Source organism: Pantoea dispersa (genome assembly GCF_019890955.1).
Classification (GTDB): Bacteria; Pseudomonadota; Gammaproteobacteria; order Enterobacterales; family Enterobacteriaceae; genus Pantoea; species Pantoea dispersa.
Map to the genome: position 1 here is coordinate 2,551,395 of NZ_CP082346.1, position 18,317 is coordinate 2,569,711.

At 57.8% G+C, this 18,317-nt stretch carries 11 protein-coding genes; 4 read left to right on the top strand and 7 right to left on the bottom strand.

Annotation, left to right across the window (positions count from 1 at the left end; genetic code table 11):
* Window positions 1-3 precede the first annotated feature (3 nt).
* Window positions 4-2,619, bottom strand: coding sequence for an aminopeptidase N (pepN, locus tag K7H94_RS11960; protein ID WP_222951097.1), 2,616 nt, complete (start codon window positions 2,617-2,619; stop codon window positions 4-6).
* Between the two features lie 245 nt (window positions 2,620-2,864).
* On the opposite strand from pepN, the gene pncB reads away from it, so the two are divergent.
* From pncB to K7H94_RS11980, 4 genes are all read left to right on the top strand, one after another.
* Window positions 2,865-4,070, top strand: coding sequence for a nicotinate phosphoribosyltransferase (gene pncB / locus K7H94_RS11965; RefSeq protein WP_058780857.1), 1,206 nt, complete (start codon window positions 2,865-2,867; stop codon window positions 4,068-4,070).
* A gap of 155 nt (window positions 4,071-4,225) precedes the next feature.
* Entirely contained in the window at window positions 4,226-5,626 is a 1,401-nt protein-coding gene (asnS, locus tag K7H94_RS11970; protein WP_031279853.1) for an asparagine--tRNA ligase, read from the top strand.
* Window positions 5,627-5,926: 300 nt separating this feature from the next.
* Window positions 5,927-7,027: a porin OmpC gene (ompC, locus tag K7H94_RS11975; protein ID WP_274526761.1), complete on the top strand. Its 1,101-nt coding sequence runs from the start codon at window positions 5,927-5,929 to the stop codon at window positions 7,025-7,027.
* A gap of 200 nt (window positions 7,028-7,227) precedes the next feature.
* Window positions 7,228-8,418: an amino acid aminotransferase gene (locus K7H94_RS11980; protein ID WP_222951098.1), complete on the top strand. Its 1,191-nt coding sequence runs from the start codon at window positions 7,228-7,230 to the stop codon at window positions 8,416-8,418.
* A 32-nt stretch (window positions 8,419-8,450) separates the two neighbouring features.
* Here K7H94_RS11980 and K7H94_RS11985 read toward each other — a convergent pair whose 3' ends face one another.
* The 6 genes from K7H94_RS11985 to mukF all read right to left on the bottom strand — a co-directional run bounded on the left by K7H94_RS11985 (window position 8,451) and on the right by mukF (window position 18,310).
* Complete coding sequence (locus K7H94_RS11985; protein WP_021508331.1) at window positions 8,451-9,080, bottom strand: MBL fold metallo-hydrolase; 630 nt, start codon at window positions 9,078-9,080, stop codon at window positions 8,451-8,453.
* A 36-nt stretch (window positions 9,081-9,116) separates the two neighbouring features.
* Window positions 9,117-9,668, bottom strand: a complete 552-nt coding sequence (gene mepK / locus K7H94_RS11990) for a peptidoglycan L,D-endopeptidase MepK (protein ID WP_031279855.1) — start codon at window positions 9,666-9,668, stop codon at window positions 9,117-9,119.
* Between the two features lie 188 nt (window positions 9,669-9,856).
* A complete protein-coding gene (ldtD, locus tag K7H94_RS11995) occupies window positions 9,857-11,659 on the bottom strand; it encodes a L,D-transpeptidase (protein ID WP_222951099.1) in 1,803 nt (600 codons plus the stop codon).
* A 156-nt stretch (window positions 11,660-11,815) separates the two neighbouring features.
* Window positions 11,816-16,282 carry a chromosome partition protein MukB gene (mukB, locus tag K7H94_RS12000; RefSeq protein WP_222951100.1) on the bottom strand — a complete coding sequence of 1,489 codons (4,467 nt, stop codon included), beginning with the start codon at window positions 16,280-16,282 and terminating at the stop codon, window positions 11,816-11,818.
* Window positions 16,279-17,007 carry a chromosome partition protein MukE gene (gene mukE, locus K7H94_RS12005; RefSeq protein WP_031279857.1) on the bottom strand — a complete coding sequence of 243 codons (729 nt, stop codon included), beginning with the start codon at window positions 17,005-17,007 and terminating at the stop codon, window positions 16,279-16,281. The genes mukB and mukE overlap by 4 nt, the downstream gene beginning before the upstream one ends.
* The gene (gene mukF / locus K7H94_RS12010) at window positions 16,988-18,310 is read right to left on the bottom strand and encodes a chromosome partition protein MukF (RefSeq protein ID WP_058757757.1); all 1,323 of its coding nucleotides are present in this window, start codon (window positions 18,308-18,310) and stop codon (window positions 16,988-16,990) included. Before mukF ends, mukE begins: the two co-directional genes overlap by 20 nt.
* Window positions 18,311-18,317 lie beyond the last annotated feature (7 nt).

The window sequence follows — 18,317 nt, forward strand, 5'->3', positions numbered from 1 at the left end:
TTCTTACGCGTTCAGCGCTTTGGTGATCTTCTCGTACAGATCGCCGGACAGATTCTCCAGCCCTTTCAGCGTCTCCAGCGCCTGACGCATCAGCGCCTGACGGTCGGCATCATAACGCTTCAGACGAATCAGCGGCTCAATCATGCGCGCTGCCACCTGCGGGTTGCGGCGGTTGAGATCGGTCAGCATCTCCACCAGGAACTGGTAGCCGCTGCCATCTTTGGCGTGGAAGGCTGCCGGGTTGGCCGAGGCAAACGCGCCAATCAGCGAACGGATGCGGTTCGGGTTACCCATGGTGAACGAGCGATGCGTCAGCAAGCTACGTACCTTGCTCAGCACGTCAGCCGCCGGGCTGGTGGCCTGCAACATAAACCACTTATCCATCACCAGACCATCCTGATGCCAGCGCTCGTCGTACGCCGCCAGCAGCGCATCACGGCACGGCAACTGCGCCGCCACCGCCGCTGACAGCGCGGCCAGCGCATCGGTCATGTTGCTGGCTTTGTCGTACTGCGCCTGCACCAGTTTGCTGGCCTGCTCCGCGTCCGCAAACGCCAGATAGCTCAGGCAGACATTCTTCAGCGCGCGCTTGCCGATCTCGGCATGCTCGACTTTGTAGTCGCTGCTCTGGTTGGCGAGATACACCGCATAGAATTCATCGCTCAGCTCATTCGCCAGCGTGCGCACCAGCGCCGCGCGCACTGCGGCAATCGCCAGCGGGTCGATCACCTCGAACAACTCGGCGATCTCATTCTCTGACGGCAGCGACAGGATCAGCGCCATCAGCGCCGGATCGCCCTGCTCATCCAGCAGCACCGCGCGGAAAGCATCGGCGACGTGCAGCGGCAGCGACAGCGGCTGGCCCTGCTGGTGGCGCGCCACGTTGAGGCGGATATACGTCGCCAGCAGGCTTTGCGCGGCATCCCAGCGCGAGAAGTCGTTGCGCGCGTGGCGCATCAGGAAAGTCAGCTGCGCATCGCTCCATTTATAGTCGAGCTTCACCGGTGCGGAGAATTCCCGCAGCAGCGACGGCACCGGCTGGAAATAGACGTTGTCGAAAATGAAGGTCTGGAACTCGTCGGTAACGTTCAGCACGTGATGAACCGGATGACCGTTGTGCTGCAACGGAATGACCTTGCCTTCACCGTCATACAGTTCGATATCCAGCGGAATGTGCAGCGGCAGCTTCTCTTTTTGATCGGCGGTCGGGGGCGTGTGCTGCGTGACGTGCAGCGTGTACTGCTCCAGCTCCGGGTTGTAGTCATCACGCACCGTCAGCACCGGCGTGCCCGACTGACTGTACCAGCGGCGGAATTGTGACAAATCGACGTTGGAGGCATCTTCCATCGCCTGCACGAAATCATCACAGGTGGCGGCGCTGCCATCGTGACGCTCGAAATAGAGCTGCATCCCCTGCTGGAACTGCTCTTCACCCAGCAGCGTGTGCAGCATGCGAATCACTTCAGAACCCTTTTCATACACCGTCAGGGTGTAGAAGTTGTTCATTTCAATCACCTGATCCGGACGGATCGGATGGGCCATCGGGCTGGCATCCTCGGCGAACTGCGCGCCGCGCATCACGCGCACATTATCAATACGGTTGACCGCGCGCGAGCCGAGATCGGAGCTGAACTCCTGATCGCGGAAGACCGTCAGACCCTCTTTCAGGCTGAGCTGGAACCAGTCGCGGCAGGTCACGCGGTTGCCGGTCCAGTTGTGGAAATATTCGTGACCAATCACGGCTTCAATGCCGAGATAATCTTTGTCGGTGGCGGTTTCCGCTTTGGCCAGCACGTATTTGGAGTTGAAGACGTTGAGGCCTTTATTCTCCATCGCGCCCATGTTGAAGAAATCCACCGCGACGATCATAAAGATATCGAGGTCATATTCGAGGCCGAAACGCTCTTCGTCCCACTTCATGCTGGCTTTGAGCGAGGTCATCGCCCAGTCCGCGCGGTCCAGGTTGCCGCGATCGACAAAAATTTCCAGCGCCACGTTACGGCCGGAACGGGTGGTAAAGCTGTCACGCAGCACATCGAAATCGCCGGCGACCAGCGCAAACAGGTAGCAGGGTTTCGGGAACGGATCCTGCCATTTCACCCAGTGACGCCCATCCTCGTGCTGACCGCTCTCCAGTTTGTTGCCGTTGGACAGCAGGTACGGATAGCTAGCCGCGTCGGCGATCAGGGTGGTGGTGAAGCGCGCCAGCACGTCCGGGCGATCGAGATACCAGGTGATATGCCGGAAGCCTTCGGCTTCACACTGAGTGCAGAGCGCCTCGCCGGATTTATACAGCCCTTCCAGCGCGGTGTTTTTATCCGGATGGATTTCATTAATGATGGTCAGGGTAAAGTTGTCCGGCAGCTGGCTGATGATCAGTGCGCCCTGCTCTTCGCGGTAGTGCGGCCACGGATTGCCATCTACCGCCAGCGACAGCAGCGTCAGCGCCTCACCGTCCAGACGCAGTTCAGCCTGCTGCGCGCCAAGGCGTTTTACCTGACTGACGGCGGTGACGCGCGTGGTCGCCGCATCAAGATCAAACGTCAGGTCGATATCGGTGATGGTGTAGTCCGGCGCCCGGTAGTCGTGGCGATATTTAATTTGCGGCTGTTGCGTCATAAATCCTTCTCGCATCGTTAATATAGTCAACCCTCAGAGTCTAAGCGGGTTGCGCCCGGGTTGCCACGCACAATGCGTGCGTTGCGCCAAAAGTCTACAATTCATTAACAATGGCACAAATGACCCTCGACCTGTCACCTGCAATTATGGTGTGATCGCGGTGATTACTGTTTTATACTCCTGCGTCTTTATGACTTTGTTGAATACCGGGCTCTGCTCCGCGGAAGAGGATGCTGAAACGCACCATGACTGGACACGCTTCCCCGATTTTGACCACGCTGCTTGATACCGATGCCTATAAGCTTCACATGCAGCAGGCCGTTTATCATCGTTATTACGATGTCCCGGTAACGGCAGAATTTCGCTGCCGCAGCGATGAGCAGCTCGGCCAGTATGCCGACGCCATCCGCACGCACATTACTGCCATGCAATCTCTGGCGCTGAGCGATGACGAATATCGTTACCTCAGCAGCTTACCGTTTTTCCAGCAGGATTATCTCGACTGGCTGCGCCAGTTCCGCTTCGATGCCTCGCAGGTTGAGGTGCGCGACGATCACGGGCATCTGCGCATTCAGATTCGCGGCCCGTGGCGTGAAGTGATTCTGTGGGAAGTGCCGCTGCTGGCGCTGATCAGCGAAGTGGTACACCGCCACCGGACGCCGGAAAGCGGCGCGGAACAGGCGGTGGCGCATCTGCAGCAGAAGCTGGTGCACTTCCGTGAGCAGGTAGGCGATCTCGATATGTCGCGCTTCCAGCTGATGGACTTTGGCACACGCCGTCGTTATTCGCGCGCGGTGCAGGAAGCGATTGTCAGCACGCTGAAAAACGAATTCCCGTGGCTGCTGGGCACCAGTAACTACGATCTGGCGCGCCGGTTGCAGCTTAACCCGGTCGGAACCCAGGCACATGAATGGTTCCAGGCGCATCAGCAGATCAGCCCGGTACTGGCCAACAGCCAGCGCGCGGCATTGCAGTCGTGGCTGGATGAGTACGATAACCAGCTCGGCATTGCCCTGACCGACTGCATCACGATGGACGCCTTCCTGCGTGATTTCGGCCCCGGTTTTGCCCATCGCTATCAGGGCCTGCGCCATGATTCGGGCGATCCGGTGGAATGGGGAGAAAAAGCCATTGCGCATTATCAGCGGCTGAATATCGATCCGCTCAGCAAAACGCTGGTGTTCTCCGACAATCTCAACCTCGATAAAGCGCTGGCGCTGTATCGGCATTTCGGTCAGCGCGCGAACGTGGTATTTGGCATCGGCACCCGCCTCACCTGCGATATTCCCGGCGTCACGCCTTTGAATATCGTGATCAAACTGGTGAGCTGCAACGGTAAACCGGTGGCCAAACTCTCCGACAGTCCCGGTAAAACCATCTGCCAGGATAAAGCCTTCGTGCGCGCCCTGCGCAAAGCCTTCGACCTGCCGCTGGTCAAACGCGCCAGCTAATTGGCCTGAGCAGGGTGCCTGCGCCCTGCTCTGCGCCAGAAAATCTCTTTATTCCCCGGCAATTTTGCTTGTTTCCTGGTGGCTCGCAAGTAACATAGCTAAACCCCGGAATGGGGCTTATTTCACTCCATCTTCATTTATATAGAGAGATTTTTATGAGCGTAGTGCCTGTAGCGGATGTACTGCACGGCCGTGTCGCGGTTGACAGTGAAGTCACCGTACGTGGTTGGGTACGTACCCGAAGAGATTCCAAAGCCGGTCTTTCCTTCATCGCCGTTTATGACGGTTCCTGCTTTAATCCCGTTCAGGCCGTCGTCAATAATTCTCTGAATAATTATCAGGATGAAGTGCTGCGTCTGACCACCGGCTGTTCGGTGATCGTCACCGGTAAAGTGGTGGAGTCGCCGGGTGAAGGTCAGGCATTCGAACTGCAGGCGACCCAGGTTGAAGTCACCGGCTGGGTGGACGATCCGGATACCTATCCGATGGCGGCTAAACGTCACAGCATCGAATACCTGCGCGAAGTGGCGCACCTGCGTCCGCGCACCAACATTGTCGGTGCCGTGGCGCGCGTACGTCATACGCTGGCGCAGGCGCTGCATCGCTTCTTCCATGAAAACGGCTATTTCTGGGTCTCCACGCCGCTGATCACCGCCTCTGACACCGAAGGTGCCGGCGAGATGTTCCGCGTCTCAACGCTGGATCTGGAGAACCTGCCGCGCGACCCGCAGGGCAAAGTCGATTTCGATAAAGACTTCTTTGGTAAAGAGGCTTTCCTGACCGTTTCCGGCCAGCTGAACGCCGAGACCTACGCCTGTGCGCTGTCCAAAGTGTATACCTTTGGCCCGACGTTCCGTGCCGAGAACTCGAATACCAGCCGTCATTTAGCGGAATTCTGGATGCTGGAGCCGGAAGTGGCGTTCGCCACGCTGGACGATGCGGCTGCCCTGGCGGAAGCGATGCTGAAGTATGTGTTTAAAGCGGTACTGGAAGAGCGTGCTGATGATATGGCGTTCTTCGCCGAGCGCGTGGATAAAGAAGCCATCGCCCGTCTGGAGCGCTTCATCACCACGGATTTCGCCCAGGTAGACTATACCGACGCCGTCGACATCCTGCTGAAAAGCGGCCAGAGCTTCGAGAACCCGGTGTCATGGGGCGTCGATCTCTCTTCCGAACACGAGCGTTATCTGGCGGAGAAACACTTTAAAGCGCCGGTGGTGGTGAAAAACTACCCGAAAGATATCAAAGCGTTCTACATGCGTATGAACGACGACGGCAAAACCGTGGCGGCGATGGACGTGCTGGCACCGGGCATCGGTGAAATCATCGGCGGTTCCCAGCGTGAAGAGCGTCTTGATGTGCTGGATGCGCGCCTCGCTGAAATGGGACTGAATAAGGAAGATTACTGGTGGTATCGTGACCTGCGTCGCTATGGCACCGTACCGCATGCCGGCTTCGGTTTAGGTTTCGAACGTTTGATCGCCTATGTCACCGGCGTACAAAATGTAAGAGACGTTATCCCCTTCCCACGCACGCCACGTAACGCGAATTTCTAAGATTTAAGATTAAATATAAGAAATTCATATATATATTGAGGTCGGCCCTGCCGGCCTTTTTTTATTTTTGTAAATTTTGAGTTCTCTCACAAAGTTCCCGATATTTTACAAATTGTAATACAATTTTGCTTTTTGATACGCAATTACGAGAATTGAATCATTTTCGGGCTAGAATTAGCAACCCCGTGATGGAAAGATGCGTGCAGACACAGGAGACATCAAACTTCTTTCAAGGTTCCCGTAAAGGTTTCTTGACGGCAGTGGCAGATGTCCAAATAACTCCAATGAGGGTAATAAATAATGATGAAGCGCAACATTCTTGCAGTGGTTATCCCTGCTCTGTTAGCTGCCGGCGCAGCAAACGCAGCAGAAATTTATAATAAAGACGGCAACAAACTGGACCTCTACGGTAAAGTTGATGCGCGTCATCAGTTCTCTGACAACGCTGGTGATGACGGCGACAAATCTTATGTTCGTTTTGGCTTTAAGGGTGAAACTCAGATTACCGACCAGCTGACCGGTTACGGCCAGTGGGAATACAACATTCAGGCTAACGTGACTGAGAACCAGGGCACCGAAGGCTCTAAAACTCGTCTGGGCTTTGCCGGTCTGAAATTTGGTGATGCAGGCTCCTTCGACTACGGCCGTAACTACGGTGTTCTGTACGACGCAATGTCTTACACTGACCAGCTGCCAGTATTCGGTGACGATACCCTGTATCAGGACAACGACAACTTCATGGTTGGTCGTTCAAACGGTCTGGCTACCTACCGTAACAGCAACTTCTTCGGTCTGGTTGATGGTCTGAGCTTTGCCGTGCAGTATCAGGGCAAAAACGAAGGCCGTGACGTCCTGAACCAGAATGGCGACGGCTGGGGTTCTTCTGTAGCGTATGACACCGGTATGGGCATCAGCGCTGTAGGTGCATACTTCTCTTCTGACCGTACCGATGCACAGGTTCTTGATGGCAACGGCGACAAAGCTGACGCTTACGGTTTCGGTCTGAAATATGACGCGAACAACGTATACCTGGCTGCATTCTACGGTGAATCACGTAACACCACTCCTTACGGTGGCACCAACACCCAGACTGCTAACAAAGTTCAGGCTTTCGAAGTGGTTGCTCAGTACCAGTTCGACTTCGGTCTGCGTCCATCCATCGCTTACCTGCAGTCTAAAGGTAAGGACCTGAGCGGCGCGACTGGCAACGGTTCAACCTTCGCTGGCGGCGATGCTGACCTGGTTAAATACATCGAAGTGGGTACCTATTACTACTTCAACAAAAACATGTCCACCTATGTTGACTACAAAATCAACCTGCTGGACGACAACGACTTTACCCGTGCGAAGGGCATCAGCACCGACGACGTGGTTGGCGTTGGCCTGGTTTACCAGTTCTAATCTGCCGATTCGAACTGCGTAACACCTCAGAAACGGAGCCTTCGGGCTCCGTTTTGCATTTCAGTGATCGGGCTCCCGATTAGCGCCATTACTTTATACGCCACAGTTATTTCTTTTTTATGTCAGCGGTTGGCAAGCGTTGCGTCTGACGTTAACCTGATAGCTCATTTTGCTAAAGTTCACCCTAACGGAACTGACTCATGTTTGAATCAATCTCTGCCGCACCAGCCGATCCTATTCTGGGACTGGCTGACCTGTTTCGCGCCGACGACCGCCCGAATAAAATCAATCTTGGCATTGGTGTTTATAAAGATGAAACCGGCAAAACGCCGGTGCTGACCAGTGTGAAAAAAGCTGAGCAGTATCTGCTGGAGAACGAGACCACCAAAAACTACCTCAGCATTGATGGTCTGGCTGCTTTCGCGCGCTGCACGCAGGAACTGCTGTTTGGCAAAGAGAATGCGCTGATTAGCGCTGGCCGCGCCTGCACTGCGCAAACGCCGGGCGGTACCGGAGCGCTGCGCGTCGCCGCGGATTTCCTCGCTACGCAAACCAACGTCAAACGCGTTTGGGTGAGCAATCCCAGCTGGCCGAACCACAAAAACGTGTTCAACGCTGCCGGTCTGGAAGTGTGTGATTACCAGTATTACGATGCGGCGACCCACAGCCTCGACTTCGACGGCATGCTGGCCTCGCTGCAGGAAGCGCAGGCGGGCGACGTGGTGCTGTTCCACGGCTGCTGCCATAACCCGACCGGTATCGATCCTACCGCTGACCAGTGGCAACAGCTGGCGCAGCTGTCGCTGGAGAAAGGCTGGCTGCCGCTGTTCGACTTCGCCTACCAGGGCTTCGCGCGCGGTCTGGATGAAGATGCTGAAGGCCTGCGCATTTTCGCCGCATCCCATCAGGAACTGATCGTCGCCAGCTCCTACTCGAAGAACTTTGGTCTGTACAACGAGCGTGTCGGTGCGCTGACGCTGGTAGCGGCAACAGCCGACGTGGCGAAGACAGCATTCAGCCAGGTGAAATACAGCATCCGCGCCAACTACTCTAACCCGCCGTCGCACGGTGCTGCCGTGGTCGCCACCATTCTCGGTAACGACGCGCTGCGTACCATCTGGGTGCAGGAACTGACCGACATGCGCCAGCGCATTCAGCGTATGCGTCAGCTGTTTGTGAATACCCTGGCGGAGAAAGGCGCACAGCGCGATTTCAGCTTCATCATCAAACAGAACGGCATGTTCTCGTTCAGCGGTCTGACCAAAGATCAGGTGGTGCGTCTGCGTGAAGAGTTTGGCGTGTATGCGGTGAATTCCGGTCGCGTTAACGTGGCAGGCATGACGCCGGATAATATGTCGGCACTGTGCGAAGCGATAGTCGCCGTGCTGTGACCAACGAAAAATGGGCCATCAGGCCCATTTTTTTATTGCAGGAAAGGATTACTGACGCGCTCGTGGCCGAGGGTGGAAATCGGGCCATGGCCGGGGACAAACGTCACATCATCACCCAGCGGCAGAAGTTTATCCCGGATGGCCGCGATTAGATCGCTGTGGCTACCCTGCGGGAAATCGGTGCGCCCGACGCCACCGTTAAAAATCACATCACCGGAGATCAGCAGACGGCCAGCACGGTCAAAGAACACGATATGGCCTGGCGTATGCCCGGGACAATGCAGCACTTCCAGCGTCACGTTGCCCAGCTGTACAGTTTCGCCCTCTTCCAGCCAGCGATCTGGCGTCAGCGGCGCGCACTCCGGCAAACCAAACATCCGGCTTTGAGTGGGCAGGTTATCCAGCCAGAAGGCATCGGCTGGCTGCGGCCCGACGATCGGCACCTGATAGTGCTGCGCCAGTTCCGCAGCGGCACCGACGTGATCGAGATGGCCGTGGGTCAGCAGGATTTGCGACGGCGTTAAGCCTCGCTCCGCCAGCACGGCAATAATGGTTTCGGCATCGCCGCCGGGATCAACCAGCGCAGCCTGTTGCGTCTCGTCATCCCAGATAACGGAACAGTTCTGTGAAAAGGCGGTGACCGGAATAATCAGGTAATTCATAGCGCTCCATGACCGACACACGCAGCGCTGCCGGTATCAGGACCAGTGCCTTGCAGGCCCGGTATCAATGTGTACGAAGTTGCTGCGCGGGTAATATCCTACACCACCGGCGCGCATAGATAACGCCGCTTTGCGAACATTGCTCAGAGAAATGCCCTCAATGTGGAAATCCATCGCCTGCCCTTTGGTGTGATAGCTGTGTTTAGCCACGCCAGGGCCCGATTCACGCAGCATATTATTGGTCGCCAGCGTACGGTAGCCGGAGATCAGCTGCACCGGTTTGCGCGTGTTGAGCAGCGTCTGCAAACGATAGAGCTGGTCAAACAGATGCGGATCGATGTGTTTAACCTGATTGGCGCGGTAATCACGGAAGAAGTGGTTTAAGCGAGCTAACTCATCCTTGTCATAACTCTTACCGTTAAAAAACTCAGTTTTGAGGGTTTCACCGGTATGCATGTTACTGAGCGTTAATACCCGGGGGCGGGAGGTGGAAACTGACGCCAGCGCTGCACCTGGCAGCAGTGACAATCCAGCCGCTGCGCCACCCAGCAGCAATAAACGACGACGTTGAGAATCAAAATTAGCCATGAAGCGGGGTTACCTAATCTAAAACGATAAAAATATGTGCAAAAAGTACACAAGGCCGAACAGTAACCGCAGCCTGGTAAGCAGTCAACCCACAATCTGTCACAGAATGCGCAAAACCGGTCTGAAATCAATTTTCCAGACCGGTCTTGCCATTTTCTTTGAGGGAAGGATAACAGGGAAATCAACGCTTAGAGCAGCAGCTGCCCCGCTTTGGTCAGCACCTGGCTGCCGGAGCGCGCCGGATTATCATAATTGTAAATATCTGTACGATACTGCGGCTGGCCATCATCTGCCACCCAGGCCGTAAGGTAGTAGAGATTGACCGGAATGCGATGGCGAATCGGCACGTAACGCGTATCGCCCTGCTTCAGCGTGTCAGAGATACGGCTGTCGTTCCAGCCCGCATCCTGCAATAGCAGATCGGCCAGTTCAGAAGCTTTGTTAACGCGCACGCAGCCGGAGCTGAGCGCGCGGATATCACGCTGGAACAGGCCATGGTTCGGCGTGTCATGCAGATAAATCGCGTCTGAACTCGGCATGTTGAATTTATAGCGGCCCAGCGAGTTGCTGGCACCCGGCGCCTGACGAATGCGATACGGGAAACTGGCGGCGGACACCATGTGCCAGTCAATCATCGACGGATCGATCACTTCCGCATCAGCGCTCCAGCCCGACAGCAGCGTGTAGCCGTGCTTATACAGATAGCTCGGATCCTGCTTCACCTTCGGCACGATATCCTGGCGCACCAGCGTGGTGGGCACGTTCCACGGTGGATTGAGCACCACATTATTGAGCGCGCTGCGCATCAGCGGCGTTTTGCGGTCCGGACGACCGACAATCACCCGCGAGGACAGAATGGTATTGCCGTTGTTGTAGTAGGTCAGGGAATAGTTGGGAATATTCACCATGATGCCGTTGTGCATGTCATCCGGCAGCAGACGCAGACGCTGAATATTCAGCGCCAGCAGCGCCGCACGCATCTGCGGCGAAACATTCAGCCACTCGCGGGTACGCGGGCCGATGGCACCGTCGTCTGCCAGTCCCTGCCAGTGCTGGAAGCGTTTTACCCCCTCCACCAGCGTGTTGTCGTAAACATTATTGCTGGCAGCCGGGGTGACCGTGCTGATGTTGCCGCTGGCCTGCGGTACCTGCGCCGGCAGATCGCTGACGCTGGTGGCCGACGGGCTGACGGCCACGGGCTGATCGCTCTGGCTCACCGGCTGCGGCGCCGTCGGGACGGCATCGTCGGCTGGCGTGGGCGTCGCGCTGTGCGTGCCGGTCAGCATCCCGGTGCGCTGCAGAATCTCACGCAGCGCCGGCACATCATCGCTGATCTGACCCGGGCGCAGCGTGCCCTTATCGCGCAGCTGCGGCCACGGCCGGTTATCGGTCAGCAACGCTTTTAACGCACTGTGCATCGGTGCGTACTGCGGATGCTGCGGCTGCAGCGACACCACAAAGGCGCGGCTGCCGCCGCCGTTCACCGCGTTCTGCCACTGATTAATGGCGGAGAGTGACGGCATGGTCAGCTTGTACGGCACATTGCTGTACAGCCAGGTTTCGCCCTGGGTCGGTACGTTAGCGACAAACTGCAGATAGCCAAGCATGGCGTCGCTCAGCACCACGTCCCGCGCGAAGCCTTTGATATCCGGATTGGTGAGCAACTCTACCCAGCGGGTAAACTGCGGCTGTACGCCGGAGAGCGCCACTTCTGCCAGCTGCTGCTGGAAAGCCTGCACGGCGTCGCGATCCTGCCACAGCGGCGCCATGTTGCGTGCCGCATAGATGCCGGCGAGGCCGGGCAGATAAAAGGGTCGTTCGCTGGGGCTAAATGCCTGCTGAATTTGCTGCTGGCTGGCAGCCACTGACAGCGTGCTGTGCGGCAGCGCGCCGACGTCTGCCGCCTGGCTGAAAGCCAGCGGTGCCGCCATCAGTGACAAACTGAGTGCTATTGCAGCACGATTAACTCTGCTCTTCTTGTTCAGCAACATCCCTGCCCCCTTCTTACCAAAGACACAGCATCCTGAAAACGCCGTGTACCGCCTGTACTCTTATGGTTGAGTATAAAATAAAAAACGGCATCCGCCTCGCAGGGCCGATGCCGTTTACAGATTAACCGCAGCCTGAATTTTTAACCAGATTTGCTGCTAGCTATTTTCAGTGGCCACGCCTGCGCCGGGATTTTCCTGTTTCACCGGCGTCGGGTCGGCGGAGAAACCGCGCAGTCCGACCACGTGCACATGCTCCGTATTGTTAAAGACTTTACGTACCAGCTTATAAGTGGTGCCTTTTTCCGGACTGATATTCTCCGGCGCGGCGATCACCAACTGCATTTCCAGACGCTCGCACAGTTCGAACAGCGTGGCGATGGAGCGCGCATCAAGACGCGCGGCTTCATCGAGGAACAGCAGGCGGCACGGTGAAATATCCTTACCGCGCAGACGCCGTGACTCCTCTTCCCAGCTCTGCACCACCATCACCAGAATCGACATGCCGGTACCGATCGCTTCACCGGTCGACAGCGCCCCGCTTTCGGCGCGCAGCCAGCCGTCTGAGCCGCGGTTCACTTCCACTTCCATCTCAAGGTAGTTGCGGTAGTCGAGCAGCTCTTCACCGATGGTCTGCGCCGTGCGCTGGCCCATATCAATCTGCGGATTGAGACGCTGATACAGCTTCGCCAGCGCTTCCGAGAACGTGAGGCGATTGCTGGTAAACAGATCCTGATGCTGTTCATGCTCTTCCGACAGCGTATCCAGCAGCATGGCGTGCGTTTCGCGTACGTTGACGTTCAGCCGCACGCTGCGCACCTGGCCAAAGCTCACCGCCTGCAAGCCCTGGTTCAGCTGACGGATGCGGTTCTGCTCGCGCTGAATGGTTTTGCGGATGATATTGGCCGCGCTGCGCGAACTGATCGCCAGCGTCTGCTCACGCGCCGTCAGCTCTTCGGTCAGACGATTCAGCTCAATCTCCATCTGCTCGATGGCTTCAACCGGATCGTCGGTACGAATAATGTCCTGACGGATACGTTCACGCAGATGCTGATAGACGGCGATAAAGAACTGAATCTTGCGCTCCGGTCGTTTTGGATCTTCCGACATGCGCAGCACATCGCGCAGGTGTTCATTATCCGCGACCGCCAGGCGCAGCGCACCGAGGGCTTTATCCGACATCGAGCGCAGCTCGTCGCCGCTCAGGTAAGCCAGTTCGCGACGATGCAGACGGCGCTCGACGCCGTTCTCTTTCACCAGACGCAGTACGGTGCACCAGCCCGCTTTGGCGCTGACCACCTGCTCACGCATCAGGTGATAATCGCGCTCCAGCTTGCGCAGTTTCTTCTGCAGGCTATCCATCTCGGCTTCGCAGAAGGTGAGCTGTTTCTCCAGCTGATTGCGACGCGCACGGTTGTGGCTGAGCGCCGTGTAGAGTTCGTCACGCCGGCTGCGCGCACGCTCCTCGGCGCTGGCATCAGCGTGCACGCCAATATCCTGCATCTCCTGCTGCAACTCTTTCAACATGTCGCGCTTGGCGTCATACGAACTCTTCAGCGATGCCAGCACCTGGGAATACTGCGTCAGCTGCGCCTGATGTTCGCGCAGGCGTTCGCGCGCGCGGCTGCGTTCGCCTTCCGCCTGCTCCAGACGCTGGCGCAGTTTTTCGTTGAGATCGCTGTTACCGGTCAGCATGCCAGCCGAATCTTCATAGCTGAAGTGCGCGCGGCGCTGCACCACTTCGGTCAGGGCAAATGCCTGCTGACGCGCTTCGCGCTGCTGCTGCTGCGCCTGCTGATAATCACGCGTCAGCTGTTCGTGCTGCTGCGGATCGCTCTGCAGCACCGCCACCAGCGGCTCCAGCTTGCTGAGTTTCGCGCCGTGCTGATGCAGGAAGCGCGCGGCTTCCTGGGCTTCTTCCACCCGCTCACGAATCTCTTCGCAGCGGTCGGCCAGCGAGTCGTCAAGCAACAGGTTAACGCGCGGCAGCAGGCGGTTGAGCTGCGCCACACCCTCTTTTGCCTGCTCGAACTGAGCACGCTGCTGCTGGTTGTCATTCTCGTGCTGCGCCAGCGCACGTTCAAGCTCGCCACGACGGCTGTTAAGCTGACGCATCTGAGCTTCCGGATCTTCGTCGAAGGCCACCGCCAGGTGGCTGCCGATAAAGCGGCTAAACGACTGATGCAGACGCTGGGTTTTCTGCACGTCAAATGACAGCGTGGCAAAACGTTCGGCCAGCTGGTCGCGCTCATTGTTCAACAGCTCCAGCTGATTTTCCCGCGCCGCGCGACCAAACAGCGGCACTTTCGGGAAGCGCGAATAACGCCACTGGCGCTCCGCCACTTTAACGACGACCGCATTTTCCAGCTCGTCAACGCTAAAGACGCTGTCATCAAACGACTGCGGATCGCCTTCGATCAGATAGAGATCTTCCGGACACTCTTCCAGGCCGTCGAGCATCTCGCGCACCAGCGACAGGTCCGGTACCACAATAGCGTGACGCGATGGGCCATACAGCGCGGAGAAGTACGGCGCATCATCCAGCGTCACGTCATCGTAAATTTCTGACAGCAGCACGCCGCCAAACCGTTCCGCCAGCTGAGTCAGGCGCGCATCTTCCGCGCCGCCCGGCTGGCTGAGTCGCGCAATCTGCTGCTCGACTTCACGCTTGCGCGCCGCCACTTCATCACGCTCAACGGTGGTTTCACGCTCGCGCTCCAGCAGCTGCTGCATATATTCGGTGATCTGCTGGCTGCAGCTCAGCGTCTGGCCGGTCTGCTCGCTCAGCTGGGTAAGAATCTCCTGCGCCGCCAGCCAGTGCGGTGCCCGCGCGGTCAGCGCAGTGATACGCTCGCGCAGCTGCTCCAGCTCCTGGCGCATCAGCATGCGGCGTTCACCGGCGTCGGCCACGCTTTCGTTCAGCTGCTCTATCTGCGCTTCCAGCTCACGCTGCAGGCCTTCCAGCGCGTCAGCGTCATACTGCTGGCCCTGACGTTTACAGAAGTCGGCCAGCAGACGTTCGGCGTCATGCTGCTCGCGCAGGCGGGTTTCCAGTTCGTTGAGACGCAGACGCAGCGAAGAGAGCTGTTCGGCATGATGGCGCTGGTTAGCGGCATCGCGCAGCAATTCGCGCCCGACCTGCCACGCATCCTGCCGGCTTACCTCGCCGGCAATGCTGGTGACCAGCGCCAGCGCCTGTTCAAACTGGCTGTGCGCCGCTTCCGCCACGCTCAGCTTCTGCTCCAGGCGCAGCAGCCGTTCGGTGGCCTCTTCTTCGCGCGCCTGGAAGGTTTCCTGCCACTCTGCGGCGTTGTCGATGGTGAGGTCCGGCAGCTGGCACTGCGCCCGCGCTTTTTCCAGCGCCTGCAGCGCCTGCTGATACTGAATGGCACGGGTTTGCTGCACATCAAGCGCCTGCTGAAAATCGGCCAGCTGGCTTTTCAGCTCGTCGACTTCAATTTCCGCCGCTTCAGCGCGCGCTTCGTTCTCTTCCTGCACCTCACGCGCTTCGGCCACCACTTCATTCTGCTCTTCGAGACGGTAGGTCAGCTCTTCCAGATCGGCGTCGTAACGCGCGATCTTCTCCTGCTGACGCATCGCCGTCTGGACCAGATTAAGGTGATCGCTCGCCGCCTGATAATCGGTTTCCAGATCGCTCTCTGCGCCGTTGTGCTCAGAGAGTTCGCGCGCCATTTCGATGTGACGATACTGTTCCGATGCCAGCTGATTGCGGCTGGTGAACAGCTCGTTACGCAGCTGCAGCGCACCGTCGAGATGGATGCGACGCTCGTTGGCGTGGCGCATGTAGTCGGCAGAAACGTAGCTGGTGGCTTCAGAGATCAGATGCTTAAACAGATCGCGATCCGACTGCGTAACGCGAATCGCTTCCAGCGTCATGCGGTTTTCGCGCAGCGCCGCTTCCATATCCTGGAACGCTTTACGCACGCCGCCGTTTTCCGGCAGCAGGTAATCGCGCAGCGAGCGGGTAATGGCGCTGGAGATACCGCCATACAGCGAGGCTTCGATCAGACGGTAGAATTTGCTGCGATCGCCGGCGGTGCGCAGACGACGCGGCACCACGCCGAGCTCAAACATCATGGCGTGGTAGTCCGTGACCGAGCTGAACTGGCGGAACTGCACGCCCTCCTGCGCTTCCATCCGCTCCTTCACTTCTGCCAGCGGCAGCACGCGCGCCTGACGGCTGCCGAGAATTTCGGTCAGCATATCGGTTGGCAGCGTATCGGTCGGCAGGCCGTGGATACTAAACGGCTTGATGTCGACTTTCTTATCGCGTCCGGCCACCTGCTGCAGGCGCACGCCGGCCACCACGCGCTGATGGCGCGAGTTGACCACGTCCAGCACCGCATAGCAGACGCCCGCGCGCAGTTTGCCGTGCAGGCCCTTGTCGCGCGAGCCGGACGTGGCACCGGCTTCAGTGGTGTTACGGAAATGCAGCAGGGTTAAGTCCGGAATCAGTGCCGTAACAAACGCCGCCATGGTGGTCGATTTACCGGCACCGTTACCGCCGGACAGCGTGGTGACCAGCTCATCCAGATCAAAGGTGCGGGCAAAGAAACCGTTCCAGTTGATCAGCGTGAGCGATCGAAATTTACCGCGTTCAATCATGCCTGTTCATCCTCCGCGCGCTCGCTCGCGTCGTGTTCGCTGTCATTTTCTGCCTCGTCGCTCTCACTGGCGACCGGTGCGTTCTCCAGCGTCATCGCTTCACCGTCACGAATCAGGCGCAGCTGCGCTTCACGTGCGTCGTCACCGCTGCGCACATCCGCACCAAAGCGGAAAACGGACTCCATGATGCGGAACTTGCTGCTGTCGTTGCCCATAAACCACACCATGCCGAGACGGCGCAGACGGCTGAGCGACGCACGCATCTTCTCCTGCAGTTTGGCGCGATCCAGGTCCGACCCGGTGGAGCGCTGGTTAACCAGCTTCAGCAACCTGCTTTCATCCGCCAGCGACAGCAGCTCGTCGTACAGCTCCTGCTGGGTGAAAATACCCTCGTTGGCCAGCCGCTCCGGGCTCAGGTAGAGATAGCAGAGAATTTTACCCACCATCATGTCGAGCTCGGACAGCACCGAGCGCGGGATCAGCGTGGTTGAGCGCGGACGCAGATAGAAAAACCCTTCCGGTGCGCGGATCAACTCAACGTTGTAGCGCGCATAAAACTCTTCCAGAAACGGCTGGTAATCCATCAGAAAAGCGTGATTATCCAGCTCTTCAATACCAATGTGGCGGCCGGCGCGTAACTGGCTGTCAAGCGCGGGAAAAATCGGGTTTGCCAGTGCCAGCGCCAGTTTGACCGGCATCACTTGTTCAATATTTGTCGATGACATGTGCCTGCACCTTGGCTCCGTAATCATTGATGGTCTGCCATTCCGCAGGCAGACCGGCTAAATCGGCTTCGGCCACGCCGAGTCGCACCGCCTGATCGATGACGATGCGTGCGAGGTCGAAGTGGCGCGCTCGGGGATACTGCGCCAGATAATCACGCATCACCGTGGCGAGATGCAGCGGCTTCTGCTGCTGCTTGTAAATCTGCAGCGCTTCTTCAATCATCGCCGCCAGCTGCTCGCGGATTTCGTTAAACTCTTCGTACTCCATCTCCGGCGGCAGCTCGCCCATCACCTCGTCGTTACGCAGCGTCATCTCTTCATCGCGCATATCATACAGACGGTCGGCATTGGCGTAGGTCAGCGCCCACGGCTGATCGAAATAGTTCTGCACCGACTGGCGTAAACGCTGCGCGAACACGCGGTTTTTATCCATGTCGATGGCGGTACGAATAAATTTGTGCACGTGGCGGTCGTAACCGATCCACAGATCGATGGCCTGCTGGCCCCAGCTGATAATGCGATCGAGCTTGTTTTGCAGGTCAAACACCAGCTTGTCGACGAAGCCCAGATCCGGGCTGCTTAGCGTGGCGTCCTGAATCCGCAGCAGGTTAGCCTGCAGCTTGTCGCCTGCCGCTTCCAGCGTATCCTGCAGTTCGCGCAGCGTGCCGGAGGTCTCCGACAGCAGCAGCTCACAGCTGGAGATGGCCGCGCGCCAGTCTTTATTCAGCAGATCGGCGATATCGCTTTTTACCGCCTGCTGCTGTTCGTCCATCAGGCGCTGCGTCATGTCGATGCTGTCAAAGATTTCCGCGACCGAATATTTCAGCGGCGCAAAGACGTTGCGATGCCAGTGAAATTCGTCGCCATCTTCCTCGGCGGCGTCGGCGGCGCGCTTCAGCTCCTGCGCAACAATCGACAGCTGCATCGACAGGCGCAGCGTGGAAAATTCGCGCTGGCGGATGTAATAGTCGGTGATGCCGATCGCCAGTGGCGTCAGACGATAGATGGCGTGACCTTCGGTCAACTCGCTGGTAAAACGGTTAAGCAGGCGCTGACGCACCATGTCGTTGATGGCGTTGTTAGCACGGACCTGAACGGTTTCGTGGGTTTGTTCAAACGCTTTGCTGACGTGACGAAAGGCGTCAATCAGCTCACCTTCACTCATCTCGCCGTCCATGCGCTCCCCGTTGAGGGTGGCGATGGCCAGCAAAAACGCCAGACGTTCTACCGGCAGCGCAAGGGAAAAGTCATTCTTGCGCGCCCATGCCACCAGTTCGGGGACCGTCTGGGAAAATTCGCTCATAGTTGAT

What these genes read in the sequence shown, in the direction of transcription:
- K7H94_RS11985 (WP_021508331.1), bottom strand. Translation starts at nt 9,080, where the DNA reads ATGAATTACCTGATTATTCCGGTCACCGCCTTTTCACAGAACTGTTCC.
- pepN (WP_222951097.1), bottom strand. Translation starts at nt 2,619, where the DNA reads ATGACGCAACAGCCGCAAATTAAATATCGCCACGACTACCGGGCGCCG.
- ldtD (WP_222951099.1), bottom strand. Translation starts at nt 11,659, where the DNA reads ATGTTGCTGAACAAGAAGAGCAGAGTTAATCGTGCTGCAATAGCACTC.
- mukB (WP_222951100.1), bottom strand. Translation starts at nt 16,282, where the DNA reads ATGATTGAACGCGGTAAATTTCGATCGCTCACGCTGATCAACTGGAAC.
- pncB (WP_058780857.1), top strand. Translation starts at nt 2,865, where the DNA reads ATGACTGGACACGCTTCCCCGATTTTGACCACGCTGCTTGATACCGAT.
- asnS (WP_031279853.1), top strand. Translation starts at nt 4,226, where the DNA reads ATGAGCGTAGTGCCTGTAGCGGATGTACTGCACGGCCGTGTCGCGGTT.
- mukE (WP_031279857.1), bottom strand. Translation starts at nt 17,007, where the DNA reads ATGTCATCGACAAATATTGAACAAGTGATGCCGGTCAAACTGGCGCTG.
- K7H94_RS11980 (WP_222951098.1), top strand. Translation starts at nt 7,228, where the DNA reads ATGTTTGAATCAATCTCTGCCGCACCAGCCGATCCTATTCTGGGACTG.
- ompC (WP_274526761.1), top strand. Translation starts at nt 5,927, where the DNA reads ATGATGAAGCGCAACATTCTTGCAGTGGTTATCCCTGCTCTGTTAGCT.
- mukF (WP_058757757.1), bottom strand. Translation starts at nt 18,310, where the DNA reads ATGAGCGAATTTTCCCAGACGGTCCCCGAACTGGTGGCATGGGCGCGC.
- mepK (WP_031279855.1), bottom strand. Translation starts at nt 9,668, where the DNA reads ATGGCTAATTTTGATTCTCAACGTCGTCGTTTATTGCTGCTGGGTGGC.